Here is a 26,807-nt window from a genome sequence, read left to right as displayed (position 1 = left end):
TTGAAAATTAACGGTTAATGCTCCTGGCGGCAATTAGTCCCGCTTTTCGCTTTATCCCAAATAGAAAAAATTTGGGGATGCCGCTGCAATCGGGGTTTAATAACAAAGGTTGGTTACCTAACAATCGGCAATCACTACATAATAATCTCTTTTAACCATAAAACCAGCGTTACTTTTTATCTGTTCCGTTTTCTTTTCGGATGTACAGTTACTAAAGCCCGCTTTCATGAGTAAATCAATCACTGATTCCAATTCATAAAGGGTGAAGCCATATTTTGTGAAAGGCAAATTCTCCATAAAGGTTTTATCAGCAAAACACAACACAAACTTACCACCTGGTTTCAAAACCCTGATGATTTCTCGAATGTAATGATGAGGATCATCCCAAAAGTAAATGGTATTTACCGTAAAAATCTTTTCAAATTGTTTATCGGCAAAAGGTAAATCCATCCCATTGGTTAAATGGATATTTACGGTTCCAACTTTTAAAAAGTCTTGGTTTAATTTCTTTGCTTCAGCAATAATGGTTTCCGAAATGTCTGCACCAAAATATTTCAAATTTTCAGCCTTACGCAACAAATCTGCAATATGCCCGCCATTTCCATGTCCAATTTCAAGAATGTTATCTCCGTCACAGAGACTCAAAGCCTCAATAGCAGCATTGGTCATGCCAATATTACTGGCATTCATGGTTTCGCCAGTTTTAATTCCGTATTCGCCTTCCGGATGACTGAGTTGTTTAGCGATATTTTTTAAATCTTCTTCAGAATGTTGATGCTGCATAAATCAAAACTAGAGATTTAACGGTATTAATTTTTATAACTTTTTAAGGAAACATTACAACATTATTTGATCACCTGAACCGGTTTTTTATTTTCATCAATGGCAACAAAAGTGAAATCGCCGTGTACGGCCAGCTCTCTTCCTTCGGCATACATCTGTTCAATATAAATCTCCACGTTTACTTTTAAGCTCGTATTTCCAACATGGTTTACCTTACCAATAAGTTCAACAATGGTTCCTGCCGGGATGGGTTTTTTAAAATCGATCCGATCGCTGCTCACCGTCACCATAATTTGACGACTAAAGCGGGTGGCCGTGATAAAAGCGACTTCATCCATTAAATGCATGGCCGTACCGCCAAAAAGTGTATCGTAATGATTGGTAGTATTTGGGAAAACAGCTTTAAAAATGCTGGTTTTAGAGTATTCAATTCTTTCTTCTAGGGTCATGATTGGTTTTATAAATATTGCCACGGAAACAAGAGTATGAAGTGAAAATTATGACATCTTCCATTTCTATCAACCTCTGCACTTCCGTGGCAAAAGTATTAATTTATCTGAGGCTCGGTAGCTAAAACTTCTTCTGTTTTGCGCATTGCTTTCGCCGCTTCAACCATTTCGATCAAAGCTTTTTTGGTTTCATCCCAACCACGGGTTTTTAATCCGCAGTCTGGATTAACCCAAAGTTGCTCGGAAGGAATAACTGCTTTTGCTTTCTTTAACAGATGGATCATTTCCTCCCTTTTAGGTACACGAGGAGCGTGAATATCGTAAACCCCCGGACCAATTTCATTTGGATATTTGAAATCGGCAAAGGCATCAAGCAGCTCCATTTGGGAGCGTGAAGTTTCGATTGTGATCACATCGGCATCCATATCTGCAATATTCTGAATAATATCATTAAACTCTGAATAACACATGTGCGTGTGGATTTGCGTTTCATCTTTCACGCTGCTGGCAGAGATACGGAAAGCTTTTACCGCCCAGTTTAAATAGTTCTGCCAATCCGCCTTGCGCAAAGGCAAACCTTCCCTTATCGCTGGCTCATCAATCTGAATAATTTTTATTCCTGCTTTTTCTAAATCTGAAACTTCATCGCGAATGGCCAAAGCAATTTGTGTACAGGTTGCTGAGCGTGGTTGATCGTTACGCACAAAAGACCATTGTAAAATCGTCACCGGGCCGGTTAACATGCCTTTCATATACTTTGAAGTCAACGATTGCGCATAGGTAGTCCATTTTACAGTCATCGGCTGCGGACGGGAAACATCTCCATAAATAATCGGCGGTTTCACACAACGCGATCCATAACTTTGCACCCAGCCATTTTTAGAAAAGGCAAAACCATCCAGCTGCCCTCCGAAATATTCAACCATATCATTTCGCTCAAATTCTCCATGAACCAACACATCCAGGTCGATTTCTTCCTGCCATTTTACAGCCCTAGCGGTTTCATCTGCTATTAAGGTATCGTACTCCTCCTGCGAAAAAGTACCATTTTTCAGTTTGGCCCGCCAGCTTCTCACTTCGGCAGTTTGCGGAAAAGATCCAATGGTAGTGGTCGCAAAGCGGGGCAAATTCAGCGATTGCTGCTTCACTTTTCTCAAAGAAAATGGACTCAGTCTTTCTGCATCGCTATCTTTAAAATTCGATACACGTTCTTTTACCTTTGGATTATGAATTAATTTTGATGTTTTTCTGTTGTTTAAAGCTTTTTTATGCTCTTCAAGTTTTTGCGTGGTAGATGCAGGGCTTTCGTTCGTAATCAGCTTTTTTAATGTAACCACTTCAGCAACTTTTTGCCTGGCGTAGGCTAGCCATTGTTTAATTTCTGGAGATAAGTTTTTATCATCGGTTTCATTCTCTAAATCCACCGGGCAATGGATCAGAGAACAGGAAGGCGCAATCCAAACGCGATCTTTCCCCAGTTTTTGTACGGCATGGTTAATAAGCGATAGGGAATGGTCGTAATCGTTTTTCCAGATATTCCGGCCATCAACTAAACCCAACGATAGCGTCGTGTTTTCATTTAATTTGCTCAAAACTTCTGCCAATTGTTCTTCAGCACGAACCAAATCAATATGTAGCACACTTACCGGAAGCGATACAACCAAATCCAGGTTGTTATCCAATCCTTCGAAATAAGTTGCCAAAACAATTTTTAGCTTTGGAAATGCTTTTTTGATTTCTTTATAGGCATATTCATAGGCTTCTTGCTCTTTTTCAGACAAATCCAAAGTCAAAAATGGCTCATCGAACTGCACATATGCTACATCAAGTGAAACTAATCTGGTTAAAATATCCAGGTAAACCGGAAGAAGATTTTTGATCAGATCAATTTTTTCAAAACCCGCTTCCTTTTCTTTGCCTAGTAAAAGATATGAAATTGGGCCAATTAGCACAGGTTTGGTGATGATGCCCAATTGCTTCGCCTCATAAAACTCGTCGATGATTTTAGTTGAAAATAACTTAAATGGCTGATTTTTGTAGAATTCAGGAACGATGTAATGGTAATTGGTATCAAACCATTTTGTCATTTCCATGGCCACTACATCCAGGCCATCTTTCTGATAACCTCTTGCCATCGCAAAATATAAATCGAGTTCGGAGTTTCCTTTGGTAAGGATAACTTCGTTGTATCGTTTTGGAATTGCGCCAAAAGTTAAGGAATGATCCAGAACGTGATCGTAAAATGAAAAATCGTTGGAAGGAATGATATCAATTCCAGCCTCCTGTTGAAGTTTCCAATTTTCGTGGCGGATGTTTTTTCCTACCTGCAGTACATTTTTGTACCCCGTTTTACCTGCCCAATAGTTTTCGCAGATTTTCTTTAATTCGCGGTGGCTACCAATTCGCGGATAGCCTAAATTTTGCGTTAGCATCTCTTTTAAAGATTAAGTGAATAAATCGTTAAAAGCCCTTAAAGCTATATTTTAGAATGTTTTCTGATAAAAAAAATTGAAAAGTCAGGGCACAGAAAATCCACTCGTGAACAAAAGCTCGGAGAAAAATTAATAAAACGGTTTATTTTATTGTACCTATCAGACCTGACCAGTTTTTTTTTACGCGAAAGCACCGTCAATTCGATATTTGGCAGGTCTCCTGACTTACGCCCCATTTTATCGCCTTCCCATACTTGAAAGTACAGTGGCATGAATGATAAAACAGTTGTTCGATGAACAGCGTTTACAGTTGCGCGACAGCTCGTGATTTACACACGATTCCCTTTTAATTCCAGCATTACACCGGAAACCTCTATCGGTTGATGAAAAATAAAGTTAAGAACTTACATCAATACAAATGTATCGAATAACATGGAGGAATTGTAGTGATTGGCAAATTTTGTTCTGAATTAGTTAAAATTTACGCCTAAAACCTTTCTAATATTTGGCGCATATGCATGTGTAACAAATTTACGGCAAGAATAAAGTAGGTTGATTTCTAATTATATTTGAACATCCAACAAACACCCTAAACTATGATTAAAATACACTTTAGAAAGCTGTGTCTGGCCTTTCTAATTATAAGCAGCAGTTCCTTTGCGCAGGAAGTGCCATCACCAAAATCCCACTTTGGTTTTTCAATCGGCGATGATTATCAACTGGCAACTTACACCCAAACCGAAGCTTATTTTAAGAAACTGGCTGAAACATCAAAACGCGTTAAGCTGGTAGATATCGGTAAAACCGAGGAAGGTAGAAGCCAATATATGCTGATTGTTACTTCCCCTGCAAATCTTCAAAAGTTAGAGCGTTATAAAGCAATTTCGCAGCAGCTGGCCCATGCCGAAATTACGCCTGAGCAGGCCAAAATTTTATCACAAGAAGGAAAAGCAGTAGTTTGGATTGATGGTGGCTTGCATGCAAATGAAACCGTTGGTGCACATCAACTGATTCAAACGGCTTATGAATTTGCTTCCAAAACGGATCCCGAAACGCTGAAAATATTGGATAATGTGATCATTTTGTTTACCCATGCCAATCCAGACGGGCAAGAATTGGTGAGTAGCTGGTACATGAGAGAGAAGGATCCAAAAAAACGCGTGCTTTCTGGTTGGCCAAGGCTTTACGAAAAATATGCCGGGCATGATAACAACCGCGACTTTTTCATGCTGAATTTGAAGGAAACCCAGAATATGGGTCGCCAGTTGTTTGTAGAGTGGATTCCGCAGATCATGTACAACCACCACCAGGCTGGTCCGGCGGGAACAGTTGTTGCCGGGCCGCCGTACCGTGACCCTTTTAATTATGTTTTTGATGCCACCCTCTTGACAAGTTTAGATGCTGTTGGCGCAGCCATGCACACACGACTAAATGTAGAAGCAAAACCTGGTTATACGCAGCGTGGTGGTTCTGTATTTTCTACCTGGTACAATGGCGGTTTGCGAACCACTACTTACTTTCATAATATGATTGGCTTGTTAACTGAAATTGTAGGCAGCCCTACCCCATCAGAAATTCCCTTGGTACCACCACGATTGTTACCTAATAGCGACTCTCCAAATCCGGTTACGCCAAGAAAATGGTATTTCAAAAATTCTATTGATTATTCTGTTTCGTTAAATTATGCGGTGTTGAATTATGCACAGCGTCATGCTGATGAATTGCTTTTCAACATTTATCAAATGGGAAAAAACTCCATTGATAGAGGGAAAAAAGATACCTGGTCATTCTCACCAAAAAAAATAGAAGCCATTAACGCTGCGGCAAAAAAAGGTGGTTCGGGCTCAGCAGATGCCGGTGATTCGGAATTTGGCCCCAGAAGAGCAATGAGCGTAAAATATTTCGATACCGTGATGAATGCACCTGCGAACAGAGATCCGCGGGGTTACATTTTATCAGCTGATCAGGCAGATTTTAATTCAGCGATTAAATTTCTAAATGCGCTGATTAGAACTGGTATTGTGGTGCATAAAGCCACAGCTCCATTTACGGTAGCAGGCAAAAATTATCCGGCAGGAAGTTATGTGGTTAAAACCGATCAGGCTTTCCGTCCGCATGTTTTGGATATGTTCGAGCCTCAGGATCACCCTAACGATTTTAAATACGAAGGTGGTGCACCCATTCCTCCTTACGATGCTGCAGGCTGGACTTTAGCCTACTTAATGGATGTAAAGTTCGACCGGATTCAAAACGATTTCAATGGACCTTTTGAGCGAAATCCCTACGGAAAATTACTGGTTCCGGAAAACAAGGTATCAGGATCGAGCTTCGTTTTAAGTGCAGCTCAGAATGACTCATACACAGCGGTGAACGATTTGCTGAAAAACAAAATAGAGGTTTACCGTTCTAATGAAAATGGCGATTTCTATGTTTCTTCAGCCGGAAAATCGATCCTTGAAAAAGCCAATGTGAAATTAAAATCGGCTTCGGCACCGAAGGACAAAACGAAAGTTACGGCCGCCAGAATAGCGTTATGGGACAATTACGGTGGCTCAATGGCTTCGGGTTGGATGCGTTTCATTATGGAACAGTACCACTATAATGCAACGGTGATTTATCCTCAGGATATCGATGCCGGTAACCTGAAGTCGAAATACGACGTGATCATTTTCGTTGGCGGAGCAATTCCTTCAGTTCAGGCTGGTGGTTTTGGTTCAAGAAATTTCGGACCGAAAGCCGAAGAAATCCCTGAAGAATATAGAAATCGTTTGGGCAGAATCACTGCAGATAAATCTATCCCTCAGTTGAAAAATTTTTTGGAAGCTGGCGGAAATGTAGTCACCATTGGCAGCAGCACCAGTTTGGCTTATCATTTAAATCTTCCTGTTCGCAATGCAGTTGTAGAGATTGTGAATGGCGAAGAAAAAAGGCTTCCTGCAGAGAAATATTATGTTCCTGGAAGTGTTTTAAATGTAGCTGTGGATACCAGGCAACCTGCAGTTTGGGGAATGGAAAAAGAGGCTGATGTTTATTTTGACAATAGTCCGGTGTTTAAATTAACTGGCGATGCCATTACAACAGGCAAAATTAAACCGCTCATGTGGTTTGAATCTGCCACACCTTTGCGCAGCGGCTGGGCCTGGGGCCAAGCCTACTTACAAGATGGAGTAACCGCTTTTGAAGCTCAGGTTGGTAAAGGAAAATTATTGGCTTTTGGTCCGGAGATTGCTTTCAGGGCGCAAACACATGGAACCTTTAAGCTGATTTTTAATCAGTTGTATAAGTAGAAATGTGATAAACGAACAAAGCCACCCAAAGGTGGCTTTGTTCGTTTACTGAATAGTAATTATTTTTTTGAAAATATCCTCAGTTCGTTATTGTTTACGTAGTAAAGGTTATCAGATACATGATCAATTTCATAAATTGGTTTCGTATTATCAATCGCAATTTTATCTGTCTCTTCGCCTGTAGCCTTATTTACTTTCACTAGATAGTTGTTTTCATCAGCTTCGCCACGGGCAAAAATATAAGCGAAGTCGTTGTTTTGTTTTAAAGCTTTAAACCTCGAATCTACACGGTTTAATACGGTTGCGCCAATAGCTTGCGATATACCACTGTTAACGGCAGCTTTATTTTTTAAACGCTCACGTGAAGATTCAGAAAGCAAGTATTTTTCACTTAAATTTCCGTTTGCATCTCTTGAAACATAAGTTGCTTCAGAAAATCCCTGCTGTAAACCAGATTTTACACCCAGATAAGACATGCTAACAAGGCTACCTACTTTAAGTAATTTTCTTGAGGCTGCGCCAGGTTCCTTATAAGTTTTCTGAAATTTAACCGTTCCATTTTTGTTTACACCAATCACTTCGTTTTCTCCGGTTAACGAAACGCCCCAATCAAATAAGCCTAAAGTTGATAATGCTTTATCATTTTTTACCTTTATTTTCGCAAAGGCTTCTGGTTTTTCAACTGCTGTTGGATCAAACTTGTATATTTTTTCATCGTTAAAAACTAAGAAAGATTTGGTTGATTCATCAAAAGCATGAAGTAAAGGTAGTTTTGGATCAAACTTGATATTTCCTTTCCAGATTTTTTTTCCGGTAGTGTAATCAACCATGTTGCCATAAGTTCCTGTTAAATAAAATACTTTGTTGTTGTCAATTTTATTCAGAAAATATACCGGATCAGTTTTGTCATCGCTAATTTCTATGAAGTTTTTCCACTTCTGTTTGCCATCGCGATCAATCAGGCTCATCTCATTATCAGCAATATATAGATAGTCATTGTCGATTGGAATCACTTGTTTAATGTCATCGCCTTTGGCATCTTTTTTCCAAATTTTTTGACCCGTGCTATAATCAAAAAAGTTAAAGCCGTTGGAGTGGGCAACTAAAAATTTATTGCCCCAGTCTTCGATATATGAAACGTATTTTGTGGATGTCATCTTTAAAAATTGGTGCTCCGGTTTGCGTATTCAGGGCGTTTAAGGCTCTTTTTGCAGAGATTAAACTTCCGGCATTCCGCATGGTAATAATATGTTTGTTATCGTTCGATAAGTAAAAGCGATGTACATTTTCTTTAACATCCCAAGCAACTTTTCCAGTTTCCTTATCTAGCTTGAATAAATGATTGTTTATTGTGGCATAAATGGCATCGCTTGTAGCAACTACTTCATCCTTGGTAGCCATTTTAGAAAGGCCTAAGCCTATGCTATTGGCAACGGAATTAGCAAGTAGGGCTTTTAGCATGCCCTCTTTGGTTCCCACTACGGTCATCCATTTATCTTTGCCTGTTTTTGGATCAAAAAGCACGCATTTAAAATCTTTACCTTCAGTAACTAAAAAGAGAAATTTTTCATCACTAGTAATATACTGGCTCAGTACGAGTCTGTAAGTTGTTGTGCCTGAATTGAATAAGATTTTACCATCAAGTGAATTAATGATAACATCCTTTCCATTAATGTTGGCTTGAATAAAAGGTGTGTTTTCTAAAAAGCTCAATTGATCAGACGGCTGAAAAATTTTAAGCAAATCAGGGTCGCTTAATGCTTCATTGGCTTTAGATAATTTTGTAGCGGCACTCATTTTTCCGATCTGTTCGTCGGTAATACTCCAATCAATTTTATTGGTTTGCGGATTGAATTCTGAAACTTTATCGGCTTCTTTAACAATGATATTTCCAGTTAAATTATCCAGAATAATAGACTGGATTTTAGTGTCGAATTTTGATACATAATCTGCTTGTCGTTGTGCGGAAGCGCCAAAATATAATCCGGTTAAATACAAACATGTAAAAAGCGTTTTTTTCATAATAATTAAATATTGGTTTAACTAGATCATAAAAATCAATGCCAGGTTTTCAATTGCCTTATTAGTAATGGATTATGATTTTTAGAATATTTGAAAGGGTAAATTTTTCCCCGTGTTTGTGTAAAGAATTGCTTATTTTGAGATTAGTTGGCTTTTTACTTTTCGTTTACCATCTCTAATCCGTTAGCGCTTATTTTTACATTATGAAAGTAGAAATCTGGTCGGATGTAATGTGTCCGTTTTGCTATATCGGTAAGCGTCATTTTGAGCAAGCCATTAATAAATTGCCTTTTAAGGATGAAATTGTTGTGGATTGGAAAAGTTATCAGCTGACTCCTGAGTACCATAATACCAATAATGAAACCATTTATGATTATTTGTCGCGAAGCAAAGGGATGCTAATTGAACAGGCCAAACAAATGACTAAACAAGTGGTTGATATGGCGGCAAATGCTGGATTAACAATCAATTTTGATACAAATGTTCCTGCTAATACGTTCGATGCACATCGCTTAATTCATTTAGCTGCAAAAAAGGGCTTACAGGATTTGGCTGAAGAAAAACTGTTTGAAGCGCATTTTGTGAATAGCAGAAACATTGGTGAAAAAGACGTGCTGATTGATATCGCTTCTGAGATTGGTTTAGATAAAAATGAAACTGAACAGGTTTTAAATGGCGATCAGTTTGCTGAGGCTGTTCGTTATGATATTTATGAAAGTCAGAATTTGGGTATTCGTGGAGTACCTTATTTCGTAATGGACAGGAAATATGGTGTTTCTGGCGCACAACCTGTAGAAGCTTTTACTGAGGCATTGACGCAAAGTTTCACGGAATGGAAATCGGCACAACCTAAAACACAAATTACTTCGCTAAATACAAATAATGATGCCGTTTGTGATGAAAATGGCTGTGAGATATAGGCTTCCGTCACTGCGAGGCACGAAGCAATCTCAATGCTTTTGGTATTGTAGTGATCGTTATAGGATTGCCTCGTACCTCGCAATGATGATTTCGGAAAGGAGTTACCTATTCCCATTCTTCAAGGGCGTTAGCAAATACTCCAAGCCATTAACCCTAATTTCGAACATGGTTGCCATCAAATCGCCCAGCTTGCCTTTTGGAAAACCCTTATCCTTGTACCAAAGCAAATAACTTTCAGGGATGTTACAAATCAAATAACCCTTATATTTTCCATAGGGCATTTGCATTTTCACTAAATCAAGTAATAGGGTTGGATCCATTTTAATCAATTAGCTCTAAAGTTTGGATAGCCTCTTCAACCGTACTCACATTATCAAAAGCGATACGAAGAGTGTTCTTAACTTCCTTTAAATTACACATCCGTGGATGATTTTGAGCAAAGGTTAAAATCTTCGTAAAAGTATTAGAATCGAAATAAGCCGATTGTTTATCACTCAAAAAATATCCCCGTAAACTGTTTTTCTTAAAACTGATTTTCTCGAAGCCTAATTTTTTGCCCAGCCATTGCAAACGTACCACGCTTAGCATGGTTTTCACCTGTGGTGGCACCGGACCAAATCGATCGGCTAAATGTTTTTCAAATACCGCTAGTTCCGTTTCATTATCAAGCTTAGAAAGCTCGGTGTATAAGTTATAGCGCTCCGTAATATTGGTAATATAGGCGTCGGGAATGTAAAGCTCCAGATCGGTATCAACCTGAGTGAAGCCAACAAATGGACGAGCGGGCTCATTTTCAAACAAACCTTTAAATTCAGCTTCTTTTAATTCCTGAATGGCCTCATCCAAAATTTTATGGTACATTTCAAAACCAATTTCGGCAATGAAACCGCTTTGCTCTGCACCCAATAAATTCCCGCTGCCGCGAATATCTAAATCTCGCATGGCTACATTAAAGCCACTACCTAAATCAGAAAATTCTTCAATGGCGCTCAATCTTTTTCTGGCTTCAGAAGTTAAAGTTGATAAAGGTGGCGACAATAAATAACAGAATGCTTTTTTGTTGCTACGGCCCACGCGACCACGCATTTGGTGCAAATCGCTCAAGCCGAACATGTGTGCATGATTGATGATAATGGTGTTGGCATTCGGAATGTCCAAACCAGCTTCAATAATCGTAGTAGCCACCAATACATCTTTTTCTCCATTGATAAAATCAAGCATCACGTCCTCCAGTGCATCGCCATCTAGCTGACCATGGGCAATACCAATCCTGGCTTTTGGCACTAATTTTTGAATCATCCCGCCTAATTGCATCAAATCATTCACCCGGTTATGGATGAAGAAAACCTGTCCGCCACGGTCCAGCTCAAATTGTACCGCTTCTTGAATTAGTTTATCATTGAAAACATGTAGTTCGGTGCTAACCGGCTGCCGATTTGGTGGTGGCGTACTGATGATCGATAAATCACGGGCACCCATTAAAGAAAAGTGTAAAGTTCTCGGGATTGGCGTTGCGGTAAGGGTTAGCGTATCTACATTTACCCGAACAGCTTTCAGCCTTTCTTTTGCCGTTACACCAAATTTCTGCTCCTCATCAATAATCATGATACCCAGATCTTTGAACTTCACATCCTTGCTGAGCAAACGGTGTGTGCCAATCAAAATATCAACCTTTCCGGCTGCGGCTTCGGCTAAAGTATCTTTAATCTGTTTATTGGTTTTGAATCGGTTGATATAATCTACCGTAACCGGAAAATCTTTTAACCTAGAAGAAAATGTTTTAAAATGTTGTAAAGCCAGAATGGTTGTAGGAACCAAAATTGCAGCTTGTTTTCCTTCGGCAACGGCCTTAAAAGCTGCACGAACAGCGATTTCTGTTTTGCCAAAACCCACATCACCACAAACCAAACGATCCATCGGATGTGGAGATTCCATATCCTTTTTCACATCTTGAGTGGCTTTTAACTGATCAGGAGTATCCTCATAAATAAAAGAAGCTTCCAGCTCAGTTTGTAAATATCCATCAGGCGAAAAAGCGGTACCTGCCTGGGTTTTACGTATCGCGTAAAGCTTGATTAAATCCCGGGCAATGTCTTTAACTTTTTTTTTTGTTGTTTTCTTGAGTTTATCCCACGCGTCGGTACCCAGTTTATTCATTTTAGGTACACCACTTTCTTTACCGCTGTATTTCGCAATGCGATTTAGCGAGTTAATGTTTACATAAAGCAAATCGTTATCAGCGTAAATCAAACGGATCATTTCTTGTGTTTTTCCGTTTACCTCTACCTTCTCTAACCCAGCGTACTTTCCAATACCATGATCAATGTGCGTCACATAATCGCCTGATTTCAGCTCACGAAGATCTTTAAGTGTAATGGCCTGACTCTTCTGATAACCCTTTTTAAGTTTGTATTTATAGTAACGATCAAAAATTTGATGATCGGTGTAAAAAGCAGTCTGAATTTTCGGATCAACAAAACCCTCACGCAACATGCTGTTTATTGGGGTAAACTTTGCGGTTTTATCGATATCTTCTAAAATGGCGTATAAACGCTCAATTTGCTTGGGCGAATCAGTAAAAATGAAGTTTACAATTCCCTCCTTTTCATTTTCTTTTAAATTGTGGATTAAGAGGTTAAAATCCTTATTAAACGATGGCTGCGGTTTGGTTTCGAACTCGAAGCGATGATCTGTTTTATAAAAGAACTGCTTTCCAAACTCAACCAGCGGAAAATCATGCAAATGATCGCCTAATAATTTTTCATCGCTGAAAGCAAATTTAGGGTCGATCCATTCCGGATTCTGATTTTTATCCGCCGCAGGCAAGGCTTTCCAAAGTTCAACCGCCTTTTTGTAACCCGCCTTAACAATATCTAAAGTAAACTCTACATCCTTAAACCAAAGTTGCGTATCGGGATCAATGTAATCGAGAATGCTGATGTTGCTTTCCGTTAAAAACTTCGCCTGTACGTTCGGTACAATGGTAAGCGATTTCACATCGGTCACCGAAAGCTGACTTTCAATTTCGAAACTTCTGATGCTTTCTACTTCATCGCCAAAAAACTCGATGCGATAAGGTAAATCAGCAGAAAAAGAGAAAATATCTACAATACCACCACGAATTGAAAACTGGCCAGGCTCGTAAACAAAATCCCGTCTGTCGAAATCGTAATCAATTAAAAATTCATTGATAAAATCGATGCCCAGTTTAGCGCCTAAAGAAATCTCCAGTGTGTTTTTTTCTAAAGCAGAGCGATCAATTACCTTCTCAGCAATGGCTTCAGGATAAGAAACCACAATTTTTCCATATTCCGAATCGTGATTCAACTCATTTAATACTTCTGCTCTGGCCAAAACATTGGCCGTATCTACCTGTGTAAAATCAAAAGATTTCCGGTAAGAAGATGGGAAAAGTAAAACCTGCTTATCTAAAACACTTTCAAGGTCTGACTGGAAATAAGCGGCTTCTTCCCTATCTGGGAGCACAAAAAACAATGGTTTATGCAGTAAAAAATAAGAGGAAAGTGCAACAATGGCATCAGCAGAACCCACCAATCCCTTCAGTTGTATCTTTGGGTTTTTGGTACTGTTCAACGCTTTGGTAAACTCGGTTACCCTATCGTCGGTTTTGTATCTGTTTATTAAATCACGAATGTTCAAGGCACAAAAATAAGCTTATCTTTTATATTTAACCGCAAACTTTGTTAAAGGTTTTTTAAGTTTGTGCGTAGTTTCTCGTGTTCCAATCCTCATTCGTCGGTTTAAATTTGCGGTTCGTCGAATAAACATATATCCCTGTAACAAAGCCGGGCTCCAATCCTCTAAATTATATAAATTGAAAGCATGAAACACTTAAAAAACTTTCCACTAGAACTGGTGTTCTGGGCGACAGCTTTAGTGTTACTGGCAACAGCAAACAGTCATGAGCATCACTTTACACTTTGTCCGCTGGCTAATTTGGGCTACGAGGGTTGGTGTCCGGGATGCGGTTTGGGAAGGTCGATCAGCCATATTTTTCATGGCGAATTTGGCGAGAGTTTTTCCCAACACTGGTTTGGCTTTCCAGCACTTTTAATTATACTTTACAGAATTTACACATTGATTAGAGATAAGAAAAAATTTAAAATTCAAACAACAAATACATAGCAACCATGGATATATTTCAATCGCCTTTAATGTCGTTACCAGGTATAACGCCAGAAGAATATGCATACTTACAACAAGCTACAACAGGTTTAAATGAGCAACAGTTACGTAATTTCTTAATGATTTACGGTAGCCGCAGAAAGCAACCATCAGAAATTTTATTGCTGGCTTTAATCGGATTTTTAGGATTCGCCGGAATCCACCGTTTTGTAATCGGCCAGATTGGAATGGGAATCTTATATTTCTTTACTGGCGGATTATGTATGATCGGTACCATTGTAGATGTAATTAACCACAAAAACCTGGCTTTTGAGTACAACCAAAAAATGGTTTTCGAAAGCTTACAAATGGTAAGAATGGGTGGTGGCTTTCAACAAGCTTAATATTTTTTAAATCATTTGAAAGCAAGGACAGCATCATTTTTTAAATGTCAGCCCCGTTCCATAGGAACTCCTTTGGAGCTATTCACTACAAGCCCGCACCCGAAGAAAAACCGGGGCGGGCTTTTCGTTGCTATCGGGTTTAGCTTGTAAGTATTGAATAAGAATTTAAGCAGCAATCGTTTTAAACATCGTCATCTCGATTGAAGCGCAATTCGTACCAACTTTGTTTGGTAGAGGAACAGAGCGATTCTTGGACAGGATATACAGATTTAAAAGATTTAGCTGCGCTGAGCACTTCGTGGTTCTCGGCTTCGCTCGAAATGACGGATTTTCTTCAATTAGACGACTTAAGATCCGAGTTTTTTAATTCAAATCTTTACTCCAAAACCTGAAATTATATATCTTTATGCCATGAGATTATCAGAAATAACGAATTATCTGGAGAGCATTGCACCTTTAAATTATCAGGAAGATTACGACAATTCTGGTTTGATTGTTGGCGATCCTAAAATGGAAATTCGAGCGGCACTTGTAGCATTAGATTGCATTGAAAGTGTGGTAGATGAAGCCATTTCAACAGGTTGTAATCTCATTATTACCCATCATCCTATTGTTTTTAAAGGACTGAAAAAACTCAACGGCAAAAATTACGTAGAGCGTGTGGTGCTCAAAGCCATCAAAAATAATATTGCTTTATATGCCATTCACACCAATTTAGATGCCATTCATACCGGCGTAAATGCCCGTATTTGCGAACGATTGGGTTTAACCGGAACAAAAGTACTTTCACCAAAACCAGGTTTGCTGAAGAAACTGGTTACTTATTGTCCACAAGCTCAGTCAGAACAATTACGTTCTGCTTTATTTTACGCTGGTGCTGGCAATATTGGCAACTATAGCGAATGTAGCTTTAATGCTGATGGTTTCGGCACGTTTAAGGGTAATGAAGATGCTGATCCTTTTGTTGGTGAAAGAGGCATTCGTCACAGAGAAGCAGAAGTGCGGATTGAGGTAGTTTACCCAACTCAGGCAGAAAGGAAAATTTTAGTAGCACTTTTTGAAAATCACCCTTATGAAGAAGTTGCCTATGACATTTACAAATTGGAAAATAAACACCAACTGGTGGGTTCGGGAATGGTAGGCTGGTTAGAATATGATATGGACGGCTATGATTTCCTGCATCTGGTAAAAGACAGGATGCAGGCTAAAGTGGTTAGGCATACTGATATGATTGGTAAACGAATTAAAAAAGTTGCCGTTTGCGGAGGTTCAGGAAGTTTTCTTTTAAAGGATGCAATTGCTGCCGGAGCTGATGCATTTATCACCGCTGATTTTAAATATCATGAGTTTTTTGATGCAGAGGAAAAAATCATCATTGCTGACATCGGACACTTTGAAACTGAACAATTTACCTCAAATTTATTGCTTGAAATTATTCAGAAAAAATTTACTAACTTTGCAATCCGTTTAACGGAGCAAAATACAAACCCCATAAATTACTTGTTTTAATGGAACAAACCGTAGAACAAAAGCTAAAAGCTTTATACGAATTACAAAATATCCACACCAAAATTGATAAAATCCGTCAGGTACGTGGCGAATTACCAATGGAAGTTGCCGATTTAGAGGATGATGTTTTAGGATTAGAAACTAGAATTTCAAAAATCAAAGGCGAGCTTGATGATCTTGAGGATTCAATCGTAACCCGTAAAAATACAATCAAAGATGCTCAGGCAGCTATCAAAAGATATGATTCTCAATTAAAAGAAGTTAAAAATAACCGTGAATACGATGCTTTAACTAAGGAGATCGAGATTCAGGGTTTAGATATCCAGGTTTCTGAGAAAAAAATTAAAGAACATGGTTTCGAAATCACTTCAAAAACTGAAATTTATGAAGCTGCTAAAGCTGAATTAGATGGCAGAAAGAAAGATTTAGATGTAAAAAAAGGTGAATTAGATGTAATTACTGCTGAGACTGAAAAAGAAGAGCAGGATTTACAAAAGAAAGCTGATAAAGCAGAGCCTCAAATTGAAGAGCGTTTATTGGTTGCTTACAAACGTTTACGCAAAAATGCGGTTAACGGTTTAGCAGTGGTAACCATCGATCGTGATTCTTGCTCAGGTTGTTTTAACCAAATTCCACCTCAACGTCAGTTAGATATTCGTCAACGTAAAAAAATTATCGTTTGCGAACACTGCGGTCGTATTTTGGTAGATGAGGCTTTAACTCACGAAGTAGCAGAAGCTTAAGCGCTTACAAAACTTATTTGAAACGTCCCGATTAATGTCGGGACGTTTTTTGTTTATACACGAAACAAGAATAAGTTTTTTGCGTTATTTGTAGATGTTTTTTAAATGGCGAATATTTTATTCTCCTTCTACAATATAAAATGAATACCATCGAATGATAAAATCTTTCCGCCTTGCTACGTTCTTCCTGTTGCTCTCGCTTCCTTTATCGCTTTTTGCAAATTTCGATTTTAATGCCAATTGTTTAAATGCATACAGGAGTATTTTCGAACTAAAGCTAGGTAATGCCAAAGCTTATATTTCAACAGAAAAAAAGCAGCATCCCAAAAATTCAATCATTCCGTTGTTAGAAAACTATGTAGATTATTTCACAATCATCACTTCTGAAAGCAAAGCCGATTTTGATCGCCTAAAAGGCAACAAGTCAGCCAGGCTTGATCAAATTAGTGATGATGATAAATCTTCACCATATTACCTTTATGCTCAGGCTGAGATCAATTTGCAGTGGGCACTGATTCATGGCAGGTTTGGAGAATATTTTAATGCGGCGATGTGCATTAAAAGAGCAAATAGTATGTTACAGGATAATGCAAAGAGGTTCCCCAATTTCCACCTTAATTTAAAGGGTTTAGGATTAATTAACGTTGTGCTGGGGAATATGCCTGATGGTGCTTTAAAAACAGCATTATCGACTTTTGGCATTAAAGGTAATCTACAAGGCGGTTTAGATATGTTTGAAAAACTGGCACAAAACCTACCCAAATCATCCTACGAACCGTTCTATGAAGAAGTGATTTTTTATTATGCCTATGTACTTACTGACGTTGCACACAGCTCATCGGCCTATGCTAAAACCATGAAGTATACGGAAAGAATTGCCGACACCAGTTTACTTAAAAGTTATTTACAAAGTTATGTCTGCATTAAAAACGCCCATAACGATGAGGCCATCAGTATCCTCTCCAAAAAACCGGATGGTAATTTGTATCAGCCTTTCCCCTATTTGGATTACCTTGAGGGCATCGCCCATTTAAATAAATTAGACTTTAGTGCAGCTAACCATTTCAACCGCTTTCTACAAACAAATAAGGGTGTGAATTACATCAAAGATACAAACCTCCGTTTGGGTTGGATTGCGCTGCTGAAGGGTGATAAAACTGGCTATACAAGCTACACGACTAAAGTCATCAATAATGGCTACACTTATAATGAAAAGGATAAGCAGGCTAAAAACGAAGCGAGTGCAGCTCCACCTTCAATTGATTTATTAAGGGCAAGGCTATTGTATGATGGAGGGTACCTATCGAAGGCATTACAGCAACTTTCTGATAAAAATACCAGTGATTTTGCCAGTGATCGCGATAAAACTGAATTTAACTATCGTTTAGGCCGTATATGCGATGATCAGGGAAAAGATGATCAGGCGTTGGCAGCTTATCAGGCAACTATAAATCAGGGCAAAACGTTGAAATATTATTTTGCGGCGAATGCAGCATTACAAATGGGCAAAGTTTACGAGAAGCGGAAAAACACAGCTAAAGCAAAAGAGGCTTTCAATACCGCCATATCAATGAAAAACCATGAGTATGAAAGTAGTATTGAAAGCCAGGCCAAAGCAGGTTTAAAACGGCTAAATTAAAAGCGATAAACGAATGCATTGATGTGCATGCCCGCGCCAACAGATGCAAAAACAGCCACATCGCCAGCTTTTACTTTATAGCCTTTAACTTGTTCTTTTAATACCAGATCCAACAACGTCGGAACGGTTGCCACAGAGCTATTTCCAAGCCAGGAAATCGTCATTGGGACTAAATTATCAGGAACCGTATCTTTATCATAAAGTTTGAATAATCGTTTCATAATCGCTGTGTCCATTTTTCCATTGGCCTGATGAACGAATACGATGTTAACATCTTCCACGCTTAAGCCTGCTTTATCGATTGCTTTTTTAATCACTTGAGGAACTTGGACTACGGCAAACTCATAAAGCTTCCGCCCATTCATTTTCAGGTAAAAATTACCACTGGTTTCTTCCGGATGTGATCCTTTACCCATCACCAACAGGTTGCTGTAATTTACCGCATGGGTTTCGGTCTTATGGGCTAAAATTCCTTTCTTTTGATTTTCTTCTTCCTTTGCTTCATAAATAACAGCACCGGCGCCATCAGAAAAGATCATGCTGTCGCGATCATGCGGATCGATGATTCTACTCAATGTTTCTGCTCCGATAACCATCACCCGTTTAGCATCACCACTTTTAATGTAATAATCAGCCTGGATTGATCCCTGAACCCATCCAGGGCAGCCAAAAATAGTGTCGTAAGCCACACAATCGGGATTTACAATTCCAAGCTGTTGCTTTACTTTTGCAGCCAGCGAAGGTAAGATGTCGATGCGGTTACTTCCTAAAGGGATATCGCCAAAATTGTGGCAAAAGATGATGTAATCTAATGTTTCTTTGTCAATGCCTGCATTGTCGATTGCTTTTTGAGCTGCTAACGCACCAATATGATTGCTCAATTGTTCCGGACAGGCATATCTACGTTCTACAATTTCGGTAATTTCAGAGAACTTATGGATAATCTCTGCATTCTCTTTTTCTAAACGCGTTCCATTCTCAAAAAAAGTTGAGTTTAAGAATTCGTTACCAGAAATAATATTCTCAGGAATGTAACTTCCGGTGCCGGTAATTACCGTATTTATTACTTTGCTCATAAATTATAATACCGCATACTAAAACGGTATGTAGTATAAAACTATGGTTAATAAATTAGATAAGGAAATTTTTTAAGAAAAATCATCTATCAAAAAAACAAAAAGCTCCTTTGGGCCGTGTGCGCCTAATACCAAAGTCTTTTCAATGTCTGCAGTTCTGCTTGGTCCGGTGATATTACTAATCATTGATGGGATCTGGTTGCCATATTTATTTTTAAGCAGTTGGAACCCATCTTTTAAATCTAAAACCAGCTGACTTGTTCTGGCAATTACGATATGATGGTGAGGAAAAATACTTAAGCGTCTGCCGGCAGCACTTTGGTTACTCACCATTACACTTCCGTTTCTCGCAATCAGCGCTTCACATAAAGTAATGCCAACTTCAGCTTGCTCAAAATCTTTATCAGTTTGGTAAAAAGGAAATTCGTATTTTGATAAAAAGGCCTGAAGCTCTGGTTCCCAACAGTAAATTTTACGCCATTTGAATTTATCGGCCAACTGAAGCATATTCTCAAAAAAATCAATTCCATCTTCACAAAAAATAAAGTTCCCTGAAATGGCGGTGAGTTGCTCAGCAAATAAGATTTCAAGCTCATCGTTATTTTTTTTATACAAAGGACTTTCCTCGAGATTTGGATAAGGGTTTTCACGTTTTTCTAAAAGTGCTTTTCTTATCTTTTTCAGTATTTGTTCTTTCGCGGTCGTGTTATCCTTCATTGTATAAAAAAATAAAACCTTGAATTTTTTAGGTTCAAGGTTTCAAACTTATGTATAATTGTTTTTATATGCAATTAGCATATTTTTTACGCTTTATCCGAAGCTGGATTGATCCCTTTAACTTCTTTATTGATATCAGTATCGCTCACACCATCATGAATAAGACCTTCGGCAGCGGGGCTTTGATCGCCAGTTCCGTTTACGAATTCATCATAAGTGGTACGCGTATCGAAAGGACGTTTACCTAAAATTTCTTCTAAATCGGCCTGGAATAAGATTTCTTTTTCCAATAATTTCTGCGCCAATTTTTCCAAACCATCTTGTTTATCAAGCAGTAACTGTTTGGTTTTGATATATACATCGCCAATCAGCTTACGCACCTCAACATCAATTAATTCTGATGTTTTCTCAGAATATGGTTTATTAAAGTTGTATTCATTTTGAGGGTCGTGGAAAGAAACATTACCAACTGCTTCATTCATACCATAAATGCTCACCATGGCGTAAGAAAGTTTGGTAATGCGTTCCAAGTCGTTTTGCGCTCCTGTAGAAATCTTGCCAAAAGTAATATCTTCAGCAACACGTCCGCCCATTGTCATACACATACCGTCAATTAACTGCTCAGTTGTATATAAGAACTGCTCTTTTGGTAAATATTGTGCATAACCTAAAGCTGCAACACCACGAGGAACGATCGACACCTTAACCAAAGGATCTGCATGTTCTAAGAACCAGCCTGCAATAGCATGACCTGCCTCATGATAAGCTACGATTCGTTTCTCTTCAGGAGAGATAATTTTATTTTTCTTTTCTAAACCACCAATTACGCGGTCAATTGCATCCTGAAAATCTTGCATATCAACCTGCTCTTTATTTCTACGGGCGGCAATTAATGCAGCTTCGTTACAAACATTTGCAATTTCAGCACCTGCAAAACCTGGTGTTTGTGCTGATAATTTCTTGGCATCTACTTCTTCAGCCGTTTTAATTGGTTTTAAGTGAACATTAAAAATATGCTCACGGCCAACTAAATCTGGTTTATCGATTGAAATTTGTCTATCGAAACGACCTGGACGCAATAATGCAGAGTCCAATACATCCGGACGGTTGGTTGCAGCAAGAATAATGATACCTGAATCTGTTCCGAAACCATCCATTTCAACCAATAACTGGTTCAATGTATTTTCACGTTCGTCATTTCCGCCCATTACACTATTTTTTCCACGAGCACGGCCAATGGCATCCACCTCATCAATGAAGATGATACATGGCGCTTTGTCTTTAGCTTGCTTAAACAAATCCCGAACACGTGAAGCACCTACCCCAACAAACATTTCCACAAAATCAGATCCTGATAAAGAGAAAAACGGAACCTGAGCTTCACCCGCTACGGCCTTCGCCAATAAAGTTTTACCCGTACCCGGAGAACCAACAAGCAATGCGCCTTTTGGTATTTTACCACCCAGATTGGTGTATTTTTTAGGGTTTTTTAGGAAATCGACAATTTCCATTACCTCTTGTTTTGCTTCTTCTAATCCGGCAACATCGTTGAAAGTAATGTTTACCTGGCTTTCTTTATCGAACAACGTAGCTTTAGATTTGCCGATGCTGAAGATCTGACCACCGCCAGCGCCACCGCCGCCCATTCTGCGCATCATAAAAATCCAGAAACCGATTAGTAATAACAATGGTAAACCGATGTTAACCAATAAGCCCAAAAACGGGTTACTACGACTTTCTTTCTCTGCTAAAATTTTGGGCTGGGTTGCAGGAAGATCTTTTTGAGATTCAGCCAGTTGTTTATCCAAACCATCCATAGTGCCTGCATTGAAATAAACAATCGGTCCGCTGTTGGCTGTAGCAAATCTGCTGGTGCTTTTATATTTTTGATATTCTGGCTTATCAAGCGCAGCTTTTTTAATATAAACCTCAACCTTTACAAGGTCTTCACTTTTATAGGCAACTAATTTTTCAACGTCACCAGTCAAAAGCATTTTACTTTCGAATTCTGGGTAATCAATTTTTTTACCACCATCTCCTGAGAACAGCACTTGAGCAGCTATAATGGCTACAATAATGGCTGCATAAACCCAAAAGATGTTAAACTTTGGTCCTTTTTGTGGTTTTTTCGGGATATTGGGTATTCTTTTTCCCGGTTTTTTGTTTTCGTTCGTATTTTGATTATCGTTCATTTGTCTTTTTCAAAATGGTTTTGGTAGGTTATGCGCTTTGGTAATTTGTGCTCTCGGCATCGCCCCATAATTCTTCAATGCCATAAAAATGGCGTTTTTCGGTTTTAAAAATGTGCACAACCACATCGAAATAATCCAGAATAATCCAGTCAGCAGATTCGAAACCTTCCTTATGTCTTGGGTCGGTTTGAGTTGCTTTAAAGATTTCCTTTTCTACGCTATCGGCAATTGCTTTAACTTGTGTGCCAGAGTTGGCACTAGCAATAATAAAATAATCCGCTACAGAGGTATGAATATTTGTTAGATCTAACCGCACTATATCTTCTCCTTTTTTTTCCTGAATGCCGTGAACGGCTATCTCAGAAAGGTATGTAGAAAGGGCTACTATTTTCTTTTTTACCATTAAAATGCTTTAATTTTGGAATTACAATATTATAAATTCAACACTTGCAAAATAACACTTTTTCAACACTATTTGTTGGTCAAAATTTAATCAAATTAAAAGAAGTTGATTCTACTAATAATTATTTAAAAGAATTACTGTCAAAATCCGAGCCATTACCAGAAGGCACTGCAATTATGGCAGATAATCAGTTTGCAGGTAGAGGGCAGCAAAATAGCGTTTGGCAAACCGAAGAAGGAAAAAACATAAGTGCAAGTATCTATTTAAGGCCTTCATTCCTGGCTTTACACAAACAGTTCTACCTTAATATAGCTGTTAGTTTAGCCGTTAGCGATGCCTTGTCACACTTTATCCCGCAAGGCATTAAGATAAAGTGGCCGAATGACATTTATTATCTTGATAAAAAATTAGGCGGAATACTGATCGAAAATACGCTGACAGGCTCATCATTCAAATCATCAGTTATTGGCATTGGGTTAAATATCAATCAGGAACATTTTTCTGAAGAAATAAGTTTTAAATCAACGTCTGTATTTCAAATTTTACACAGCGAAGTTCAGTTAGAAGTCATTATGGAGAAATTATTCGTCTTTATGGAAAAATACTACCTAATTTTGAAATCAGGAAAATTTAGTATTTTACATGATATTTACCTGCAAAGGCTTTATAGATTTGGTATAACTGGGATTTATAAACAAGGTGGAGAGGTTTTTGAAGGGATAATTAATGGAGTTGAAGAAAGTGGGCTACTGCTGATGAATGTTGGCGGAACTCAAAAATCATTTAACTTTAAAGAAATTGAATTTACACACACAAAATAAACACACAATGAAAAGAATCACCCTGGCGCTGTCAATGGTATTATTTACTGTTGCTGCGGCTTTTGCGCAAATTGAAAAACCAGTAACCTGGTCGTATGCGGCAAAAAAAGTTAGTAAAACTGAAGCGGTTTTGTATTTAAAAGCAACCATTGATGATAAGTGGCACATTTACTCACAAAATGTTAAAGATGGCGGCCCAGTTAAAACAACTTTTGCTTTTTCTCCATCAAAAGATTTTGCTTTGGTAGGAAAAACAGCTGAACCGAAAGCAATCACTAAGTATGAGGATACCTTTAAAATGAATGTGAGCTATTTCGAAAAATCTGTGGTCTTTCAACAAAAGGTGAAATTGAATAAAGCCGCTACTACGGTTAAGGGTAAAGTAGAATTTATGGTTTGTAACGACAGGCAATGTTTGCCACCTGAAGAGGTTGCATTTAGTATTCCTGTTAAATAATTGATATTTAAATATTTAGAAACAGTCCCGGAATTTTTCGGGACTGTTTCTTTTTAAAGTAAAATCTGCGTGGTGTAGCGCTCATCAATAAGCGCTTTATAAAATTATTCTTAATTTCACGCCTCGAATACACGAAATACACAAATGAAAAAATTCCTATTATTATTTTTAATGGCAACAATGTTTATGGCATTGCCTGCTATTAAAAGTCATGCGGCCTTGGCGCAAGACACCACATCCACAAGTTTGCCAGATGATATTGTTTTTACTGAGGTAGGCTCAGCGCAAGACAGTGCGGCGAATAAGATTGTTAAGGATACAACACAAACGGTTAAAAAAGACACAACAGCTGCTGCAAAACCCGCTTCGAAAACAACAGAAACAGAAAAACTAACGCTTTGGCAAACTTTTATAAAAGGTTTGTTTGGCGGTTTTCTTGCTTTTTTAATGCCATGTATTTTTCCAATGGTTCCCTTAACAATCAGTTATTTTACAAAAAGGGCCGGAAGCAGAAAGAAAGGGATTGGTCAGGCAATTATTTATGGCATCTCTATCATTGTAATCTACGTAGTTTTTGGTTTGTTAATTACTTTATTATTCGGATCGAGTAAACTTAATGAACTAAGTAGTAGTGGTTGGTTTAATTTCGCTTTCTTCATTTTGCTCATTGTGTTTGCCATCTCTTTCTTTGGGGCCTTTGAAATTACTTTGCCAAGTTCATTTGTAAATAAGATCGATCAGAAAGCAGATAGCAGCAAAGGATTAGGCGGCATATTTTTCATGGCGGCTTCTTTGGCACTGGTATCGTTTTCATGTACAGGGCCAATTATAGGCACTTTGCTTGTAGAGGCTAGTTCAAAAGGAAATGTGCTTGGTCCTGCGGTGGGTATGTTCGGCTTTGCATTAGCATTGGCACTACCGTTTACTTTATCAGCAATTTTCCCCGGCTTTTTAAACAGTATGCCTAAATCGGGCGGATGGCTCAACAGCGTAAAGGTTTGTCTCGGGTTTTTAGAATTAGCCTTAGCATTAAAGTTTTTATCAGCAGCAGATTTAGTTTGGCATTGGGAGTGGTTTGATCGGGAAATCTTCCTTTGTTTATGGATTGTGATTTTTGTTTTGATGGGCATTTACCTGTTAGGAAAACTTAAATTTTCACACGACAGTGATCTTCCTTATGTTTCTGTTCCAAGATTGTTATTGGCCATCTTATCCTTCTCATTTGCGGTGTATATTTTACCCGGATTGTGGGGAGCGCCGGTAAGTGTTTTAAGTGGTTTGGCACCACCAATGAATACCCAGGATTTCATTCTTGGTGGAAATATGCCGGCCGCCGCAGGTTCGTCAGAATTTCCGACTAAAGTAAAATACAGCGATGTTTTGCATCCACCACTTGGTTTTAATGCTTTTTTCGATTTGGAAGAAGGTTTGGCTTACGCTAAAAAAGTAAACAAACCGATGATTATCGATTTTACCGGTCATGCGTGTGTAAACTGCAGAAAAATGGAAGATAAAGTTTGGATCGATCCGGAGGTAGGGCGTTTGATTAAAGAAGAATTTGTGCTTATACAATTATATGTTGATGAAAGATCAGCCAAAGTGCCGGCAAATCAGGTTCATTATTCTGAAATTTTGCGTAAAAATACCGAAGATTTAGGTGCGTGGAATACTGATTTTCAGGCAACAAAATACAATTCTAATTCTCAGCCATTTTATGTTTTAGCAGGACATGATTTGAATACATTAGTTGCTCCTCAAGGTGCAATCTTTGATGCAAAAGAATATGCACTATATTTGCAAAGCGCCTTAGATATTTTCAAAGGAAAGAAAAAATCAAATGAATAAGATAAAGAACATTGGTGTTTTAACCTCTGGTGGCGATTCGCCAGGCATGAACGCCGCAATTAGAGCAGTAGTACGGGCTTCCATTTATTATGATATTGAAGTTACTGGTTTTATCCGTGGCTACGAAGGTTTAATCAACAACGATTTTATTGCAATGGAACGTAAATCTGTTGCAAACATCATCCAAAGGGGCGGAACCATTTTAAAAACGGCTCGTAGTGAAACATTTAAAACAAAAGAGGGGCGCCAAACCGCATATAATAACTTAAAAGCAAGAAATATTGATGCATTAGTAGTTATTGGCGGGGATGGAACTTTTACCGGAGCAAATGTTTTCTCCCATGAGTTTGATTTCCCAATTATTGGTTTGCCCGGAACGATAGATAACGATTTGGCTGGAACGGATTTTACCATCGGTTATGATTCGGCCATTAATACCGTAATTGATGCGGTAGATCGGATCAGAGATACGGCAGAATCTCACGATAGACTTTTCATTGTAGAAGTAATGGGCCGGGATTCTGGTTTGATTGCGTTAAGGAGCGGTATCGGCGTGGGTGCCGAAGCCATCATGATTCCTGAAGCGAACATGAATGCAGATGATATTTTGCATAAACTCGAGCATAGTCGTAAAGACAAAGCCTCGAAAATTATCATCGTTGCAGAAGGAGATGATACCGGAGGTGCATTTAAAGTAGGCGAAATTCTTCAGGAAAAATACCCGCATTACGATACAAAGGTTTCGGTTTTAGGGCATATCCAGCGTGGCGGTAAACCAACCTGTATGGACCGCGTTTTAGCAAGCCAGTTAGGTGTAGCAGCAGTAGAAGGATTAATTAATGGCGAAAGTTGCGTAATGGCTGGCCAGGTAAACCGCGAAATTGTTTTCACACCATTTGATCATGCCATCAAACACATCGACGCAGAAAAGGTAAGCTCAAAGTGGCTTAAACTGATAGATATTCTTTCGTTCTAAACAAAA

General features: G+C 38.5%; 22 protein-coding genes and 1 riboswitch. Of the genes, 11 read left to right on the top strand and 11 right to left on the bottom strand.

Going from position 1 to position 26,807, the window contains the following annotated elements; translation table 11 throughout:
• Positions 1-117: 117 nt before the first annotated feature.
• The 3 genes from R2Q70_RS09985 to metE form a co-directional block, all read right to left on the bottom strand.
• Entirely contained in the window at positions 118-783 is a 666-nt protein-coding gene (locus R2Q70_RS09985; RefSeq protein ID WP_316807461.1) for a class I SAM-dependent methyltransferase, read from the bottom strand.
• Positions 784-845: 62 nt separating this feature from the next.
• Complete coding sequence (locus tag R2Q70_RS09980; protein WP_010599367.1) at positions 846-1,232, bottom strand: acyl-CoA thioesterase; 387 nt, start codon at positions 1,230-1,232, stop codon at positions 846-848.
• A 98-nt stretch (positions 1,233-1,330) separates the two neighbouring features.
• On the bottom strand, positions 1,331-3,664 hold the full coding sequence (gene metE / locus R2Q70_RS09975; protein WP_316807460.1) for a 5-methyltetrahydropteroyltriglutamate--homocysteine S-methyltransferase: 2,334 nt from the start codon (positions 3,662-3,664) through the stop codon (positions 1,331-1,333).
• 192 nt (positions 3,665-3,856) lie between these two features.
• A riboswitch (cobalamin riboswitch) is annotated at positions 3,857-4,054 on the bottom strand.
• 206 nt (positions 4,055-4,260) lie between these two features.
• Here metE and R2Q70_RS09970 point away from each other — a divergent pair.
• The gene (locus tag R2Q70_RS09970; protein WP_316807459.1) at positions 4,261-6,951 is read left to right on the top strand and encodes a M14 family metallopeptidase; all 2,691 of its coding nucleotides are present in this window, start codon (positions 4,261-4,263) and stop codon (positions 6,949-6,951) included.
• 59 nt (positions 6,952-7,010) lie between these two features.
• Here R2Q70_RS09970 and R2Q70_RS09965 read toward each other — a convergent pair whose 3' ends face one another.
• A complete protein-coding gene (locus R2Q70_RS09965) occupies positions 7,011-8,108 on the bottom strand; it encodes a hypothetical protein (RefSeq protein WP_316807458.1) in 1,098 nt (365 codons plus the stop codon).
• Complete coding sequence (locus tag R2Q70_RS09960) at positions 8,062-8,973, bottom strand: hypothetical protein (RefSeq protein ID WP_316807457.1); 912 nt, start codon at positions 8,971-8,973, stop codon at positions 8,062-8,064. The genes R2Q70_RS09965 and R2Q70_RS09960 overlap by 47 nt, the downstream gene beginning before the upstream one ends.
• 203 nt (positions 8,974-9,176) lie before the next feature.
• Here R2Q70_RS09960 and R2Q70_RS09955 point away from each other — a divergent pair, with 203 nt between their 5' ends.
• Positions 9,177-9,893 (top strand): DsbA family oxidoreductase, encoded by a 717-nt coding sequence (locus tag R2Q70_RS09955; RefSeq protein ID WP_316807456.1) that lies wholly within the window; start codon positions 9,177-9,179, stop codon positions 9,891-9,893.
• A 102-nt stretch (positions 9,894-9,995) separates the two neighbouring features.
• Here the strand turns inward: R2Q70_RS09955 and R2Q70_RS09950 are convergent, their stop codons facing one another.
• Positions 9,996-10,214, bottom strand: a complete 219-nt coding sequence (locus tag R2Q70_RS09950) for a DUF3820 family protein (RefSeq protein ID WP_010599371.1) — start codon at positions 10,212-10,214, stop codon at positions 9,996-9,998.
• Position 10,215: 1 nt separating this feature from the next.
• Entirely contained in the window at positions 10,216-13,554 is a 3,339-nt protein-coding gene (gene mfd / locus R2Q70_RS09945) for a transcription-repair coupling factor (RefSeq protein WP_316807455.1), read from the bottom strand.
• A 183-nt stretch (positions 13,555-13,737) separates the two neighbouring features.
• Between mfd and R2Q70_RS09940 the strand changes: the two genes are divergently transcribed.
• From R2Q70_RS09940 to R2Q70_RS09920, 5 genes are all read left to right on the top strand, one after another.
• Positions 13,738-14,040: a DUF2752 domain-containing protein gene (locus R2Q70_RS09940; RefSeq protein ID WP_316807454.1), complete on the top strand. Its 303-nt coding sequence runs from the start codon at positions 13,738-13,740 to the stop codon at positions 14,038-14,040.
• A gap of 5 nt (positions 14,041-14,045) precedes the next feature.
• Positions 14,046-14,423 (top strand): TM2 domain-containing protein, encoded by a 378-nt coding sequence (locus tag R2Q70_RS09935; RefSeq protein WP_316807453.1) that lies wholly within the window; start codon positions 14,046-14,048, stop codon positions 14,421-14,423.
• A 411-nt stretch (positions 14,424-14,834) separates the two neighbouring features.
• A complete protein-coding gene (locus R2Q70_RS09930) occupies positions 14,835-15,932 on the top strand; it encodes a Nif3-like dinuclear metal center hexameric protein (RefSeq protein WP_316807452.1) in 1,098 nt (365 codons plus the stop codon).
• On the top strand, positions 15,932-16,675 hold the full coding sequence (locus R2Q70_RS09925; protein ID WP_116168775.1) for a zinc ribbon domain-containing protein: 744 nt from the start codon (positions 15,932-15,934) through the stop codon (positions 16,673-16,675). The genes R2Q70_RS09930 and R2Q70_RS09925 overlap by 1 nt, the downstream gene beginning before the upstream one ends.
• Positions 16,676-16,829: 154 nt before the next feature.
• Positions 16,830-18,314 (top strand): tetratricopeptide repeat protein, encoded by a 1,485-nt coding sequence (locus R2Q70_RS09920; protein WP_316807451.1) that lies wholly within the window; start codon positions 16,830-16,832, stop codon positions 18,312-18,314.
• Here the strand turns inward: R2Q70_RS09920 and R2Q70_RS09915 are convergent.
• The 4 genes from R2Q70_RS09915 to rsfS all read right to left on the bottom strand — a co-directional run bounded on the left by R2Q70_RS09915 (position 18,311) and on the right by rsfS (position 22,702).
• Positions 18,311-19,390, bottom strand: coding sequence for a ketoacyl-ACP synthase III (locus R2Q70_RS09915; protein ID WP_316807450.1), 1,080 nt, complete (start codon positions 19,388-19,390; stop codon positions 18,311-18,313). The genes R2Q70_RS09920 and R2Q70_RS09915 overlap by 4 nt on opposite strands.
• Positions 19,391-19,462: 72 nt before the next feature.
• On the bottom strand, positions 19,463-20,107 hold the full coding sequence (locus R2Q70_RS09910; RefSeq protein WP_316807449.1) for a lactate utilization protein C: 645 nt from the start codon (positions 20,105-20,107) through the stop codon (positions 19,463-19,465).
• Between the two features lie 86 nt (positions 20,108-20,193).
• Positions 20,194-22,299, bottom strand: a complete 2,106-nt coding sequence (gene ftsH / locus R2Q70_RS09905) for an ATP-dependent zinc metalloprotease FtsH (protein WP_316807448.1) — start codon at positions 22,297-22,299, stop codon at positions 20,194-20,196.
• 28 nt (positions 22,300-22,327) lie between these two features.
• Positions 22,328-22,702, bottom strand: a complete 375-nt coding sequence (gene rsfS / locus R2Q70_RS09900; RefSeq protein ID WP_316807447.1) for a ribosome silencing factor — start codon at positions 22,700-22,702, stop codon at positions 22,328-22,330.
• Between the two features lie 44 nt (positions 22,703-22,746).
• Here rsfS and R2Q70_RS09895 point away from each other — a divergent pair, with 44 nt between their 5' ends.
• The 4 genes from R2Q70_RS09895 (at position 22,747) to pfkA (ending at position 26,801) form a co-directional block, all read left to right on the top strand.
• Positions 22,747-23,523 carry a biotin--[acetyl-CoA-carboxylase] ligase gene (locus R2Q70_RS09895; RefSeq protein ID WP_316807446.1) on the top strand — a complete coding sequence of 259 codons (777 nt, stop codon included), beginning with the start codon at positions 22,747-22,749 and terminating at the stop codon, positions 23,521-23,523.
• 7 nt (positions 23,524-23,530) lie between these two features.
• The gene (locus tag R2Q70_RS09890) at positions 23,531-23,980 is read left to right on the top strand and encodes a protein-disulfide reductase DsbD domain-containing protein (protein WP_316807445.1); all 450 of its coding nucleotides are present in this window, start codon (positions 23,531-23,533) and stop codon (positions 23,978-23,980) included.
• A 144-nt stretch (positions 23,981-24,124) separates the two neighbouring features.
• Positions 24,125-25,825, top strand: a complete 1,701-nt coding sequence (locus R2Q70_RS09885) for a protein-disulfide reductase DsbD family protein (RefSeq protein ID WP_316807444.1) — start codon at positions 24,125-24,127, stop codon at positions 25,823-25,825.
• On the top strand, positions 25,818-26,801 hold the full coding sequence (gene pfkA, locus R2Q70_RS09880; protein WP_316807443.1) for a 6-phosphofructokinase: 984 nt from the start codon (positions 25,818-25,820) through the stop codon (positions 26,799-26,801). Before R2Q70_RS09885 ends, pfkA begins: the two co-directional genes overlap by 8 nt.
• Positions 26,802-26,807: the final 6 nt, after the last annotated feature.

Source organism: Pedobacter agri, from assembly GCF_032678665.1.
GTDB lineage: Bacteria > Bacteroidota > Bacteroidia > Sphingobacteriales > Sphingobacteriaceae > Pedobacter > Pedobacter agri_A.
The sequence above is the reverse complement of the archived record's forward strand: the minus strand, read 5'-3'. Positions and strand labels throughout refer to the sequence as shown.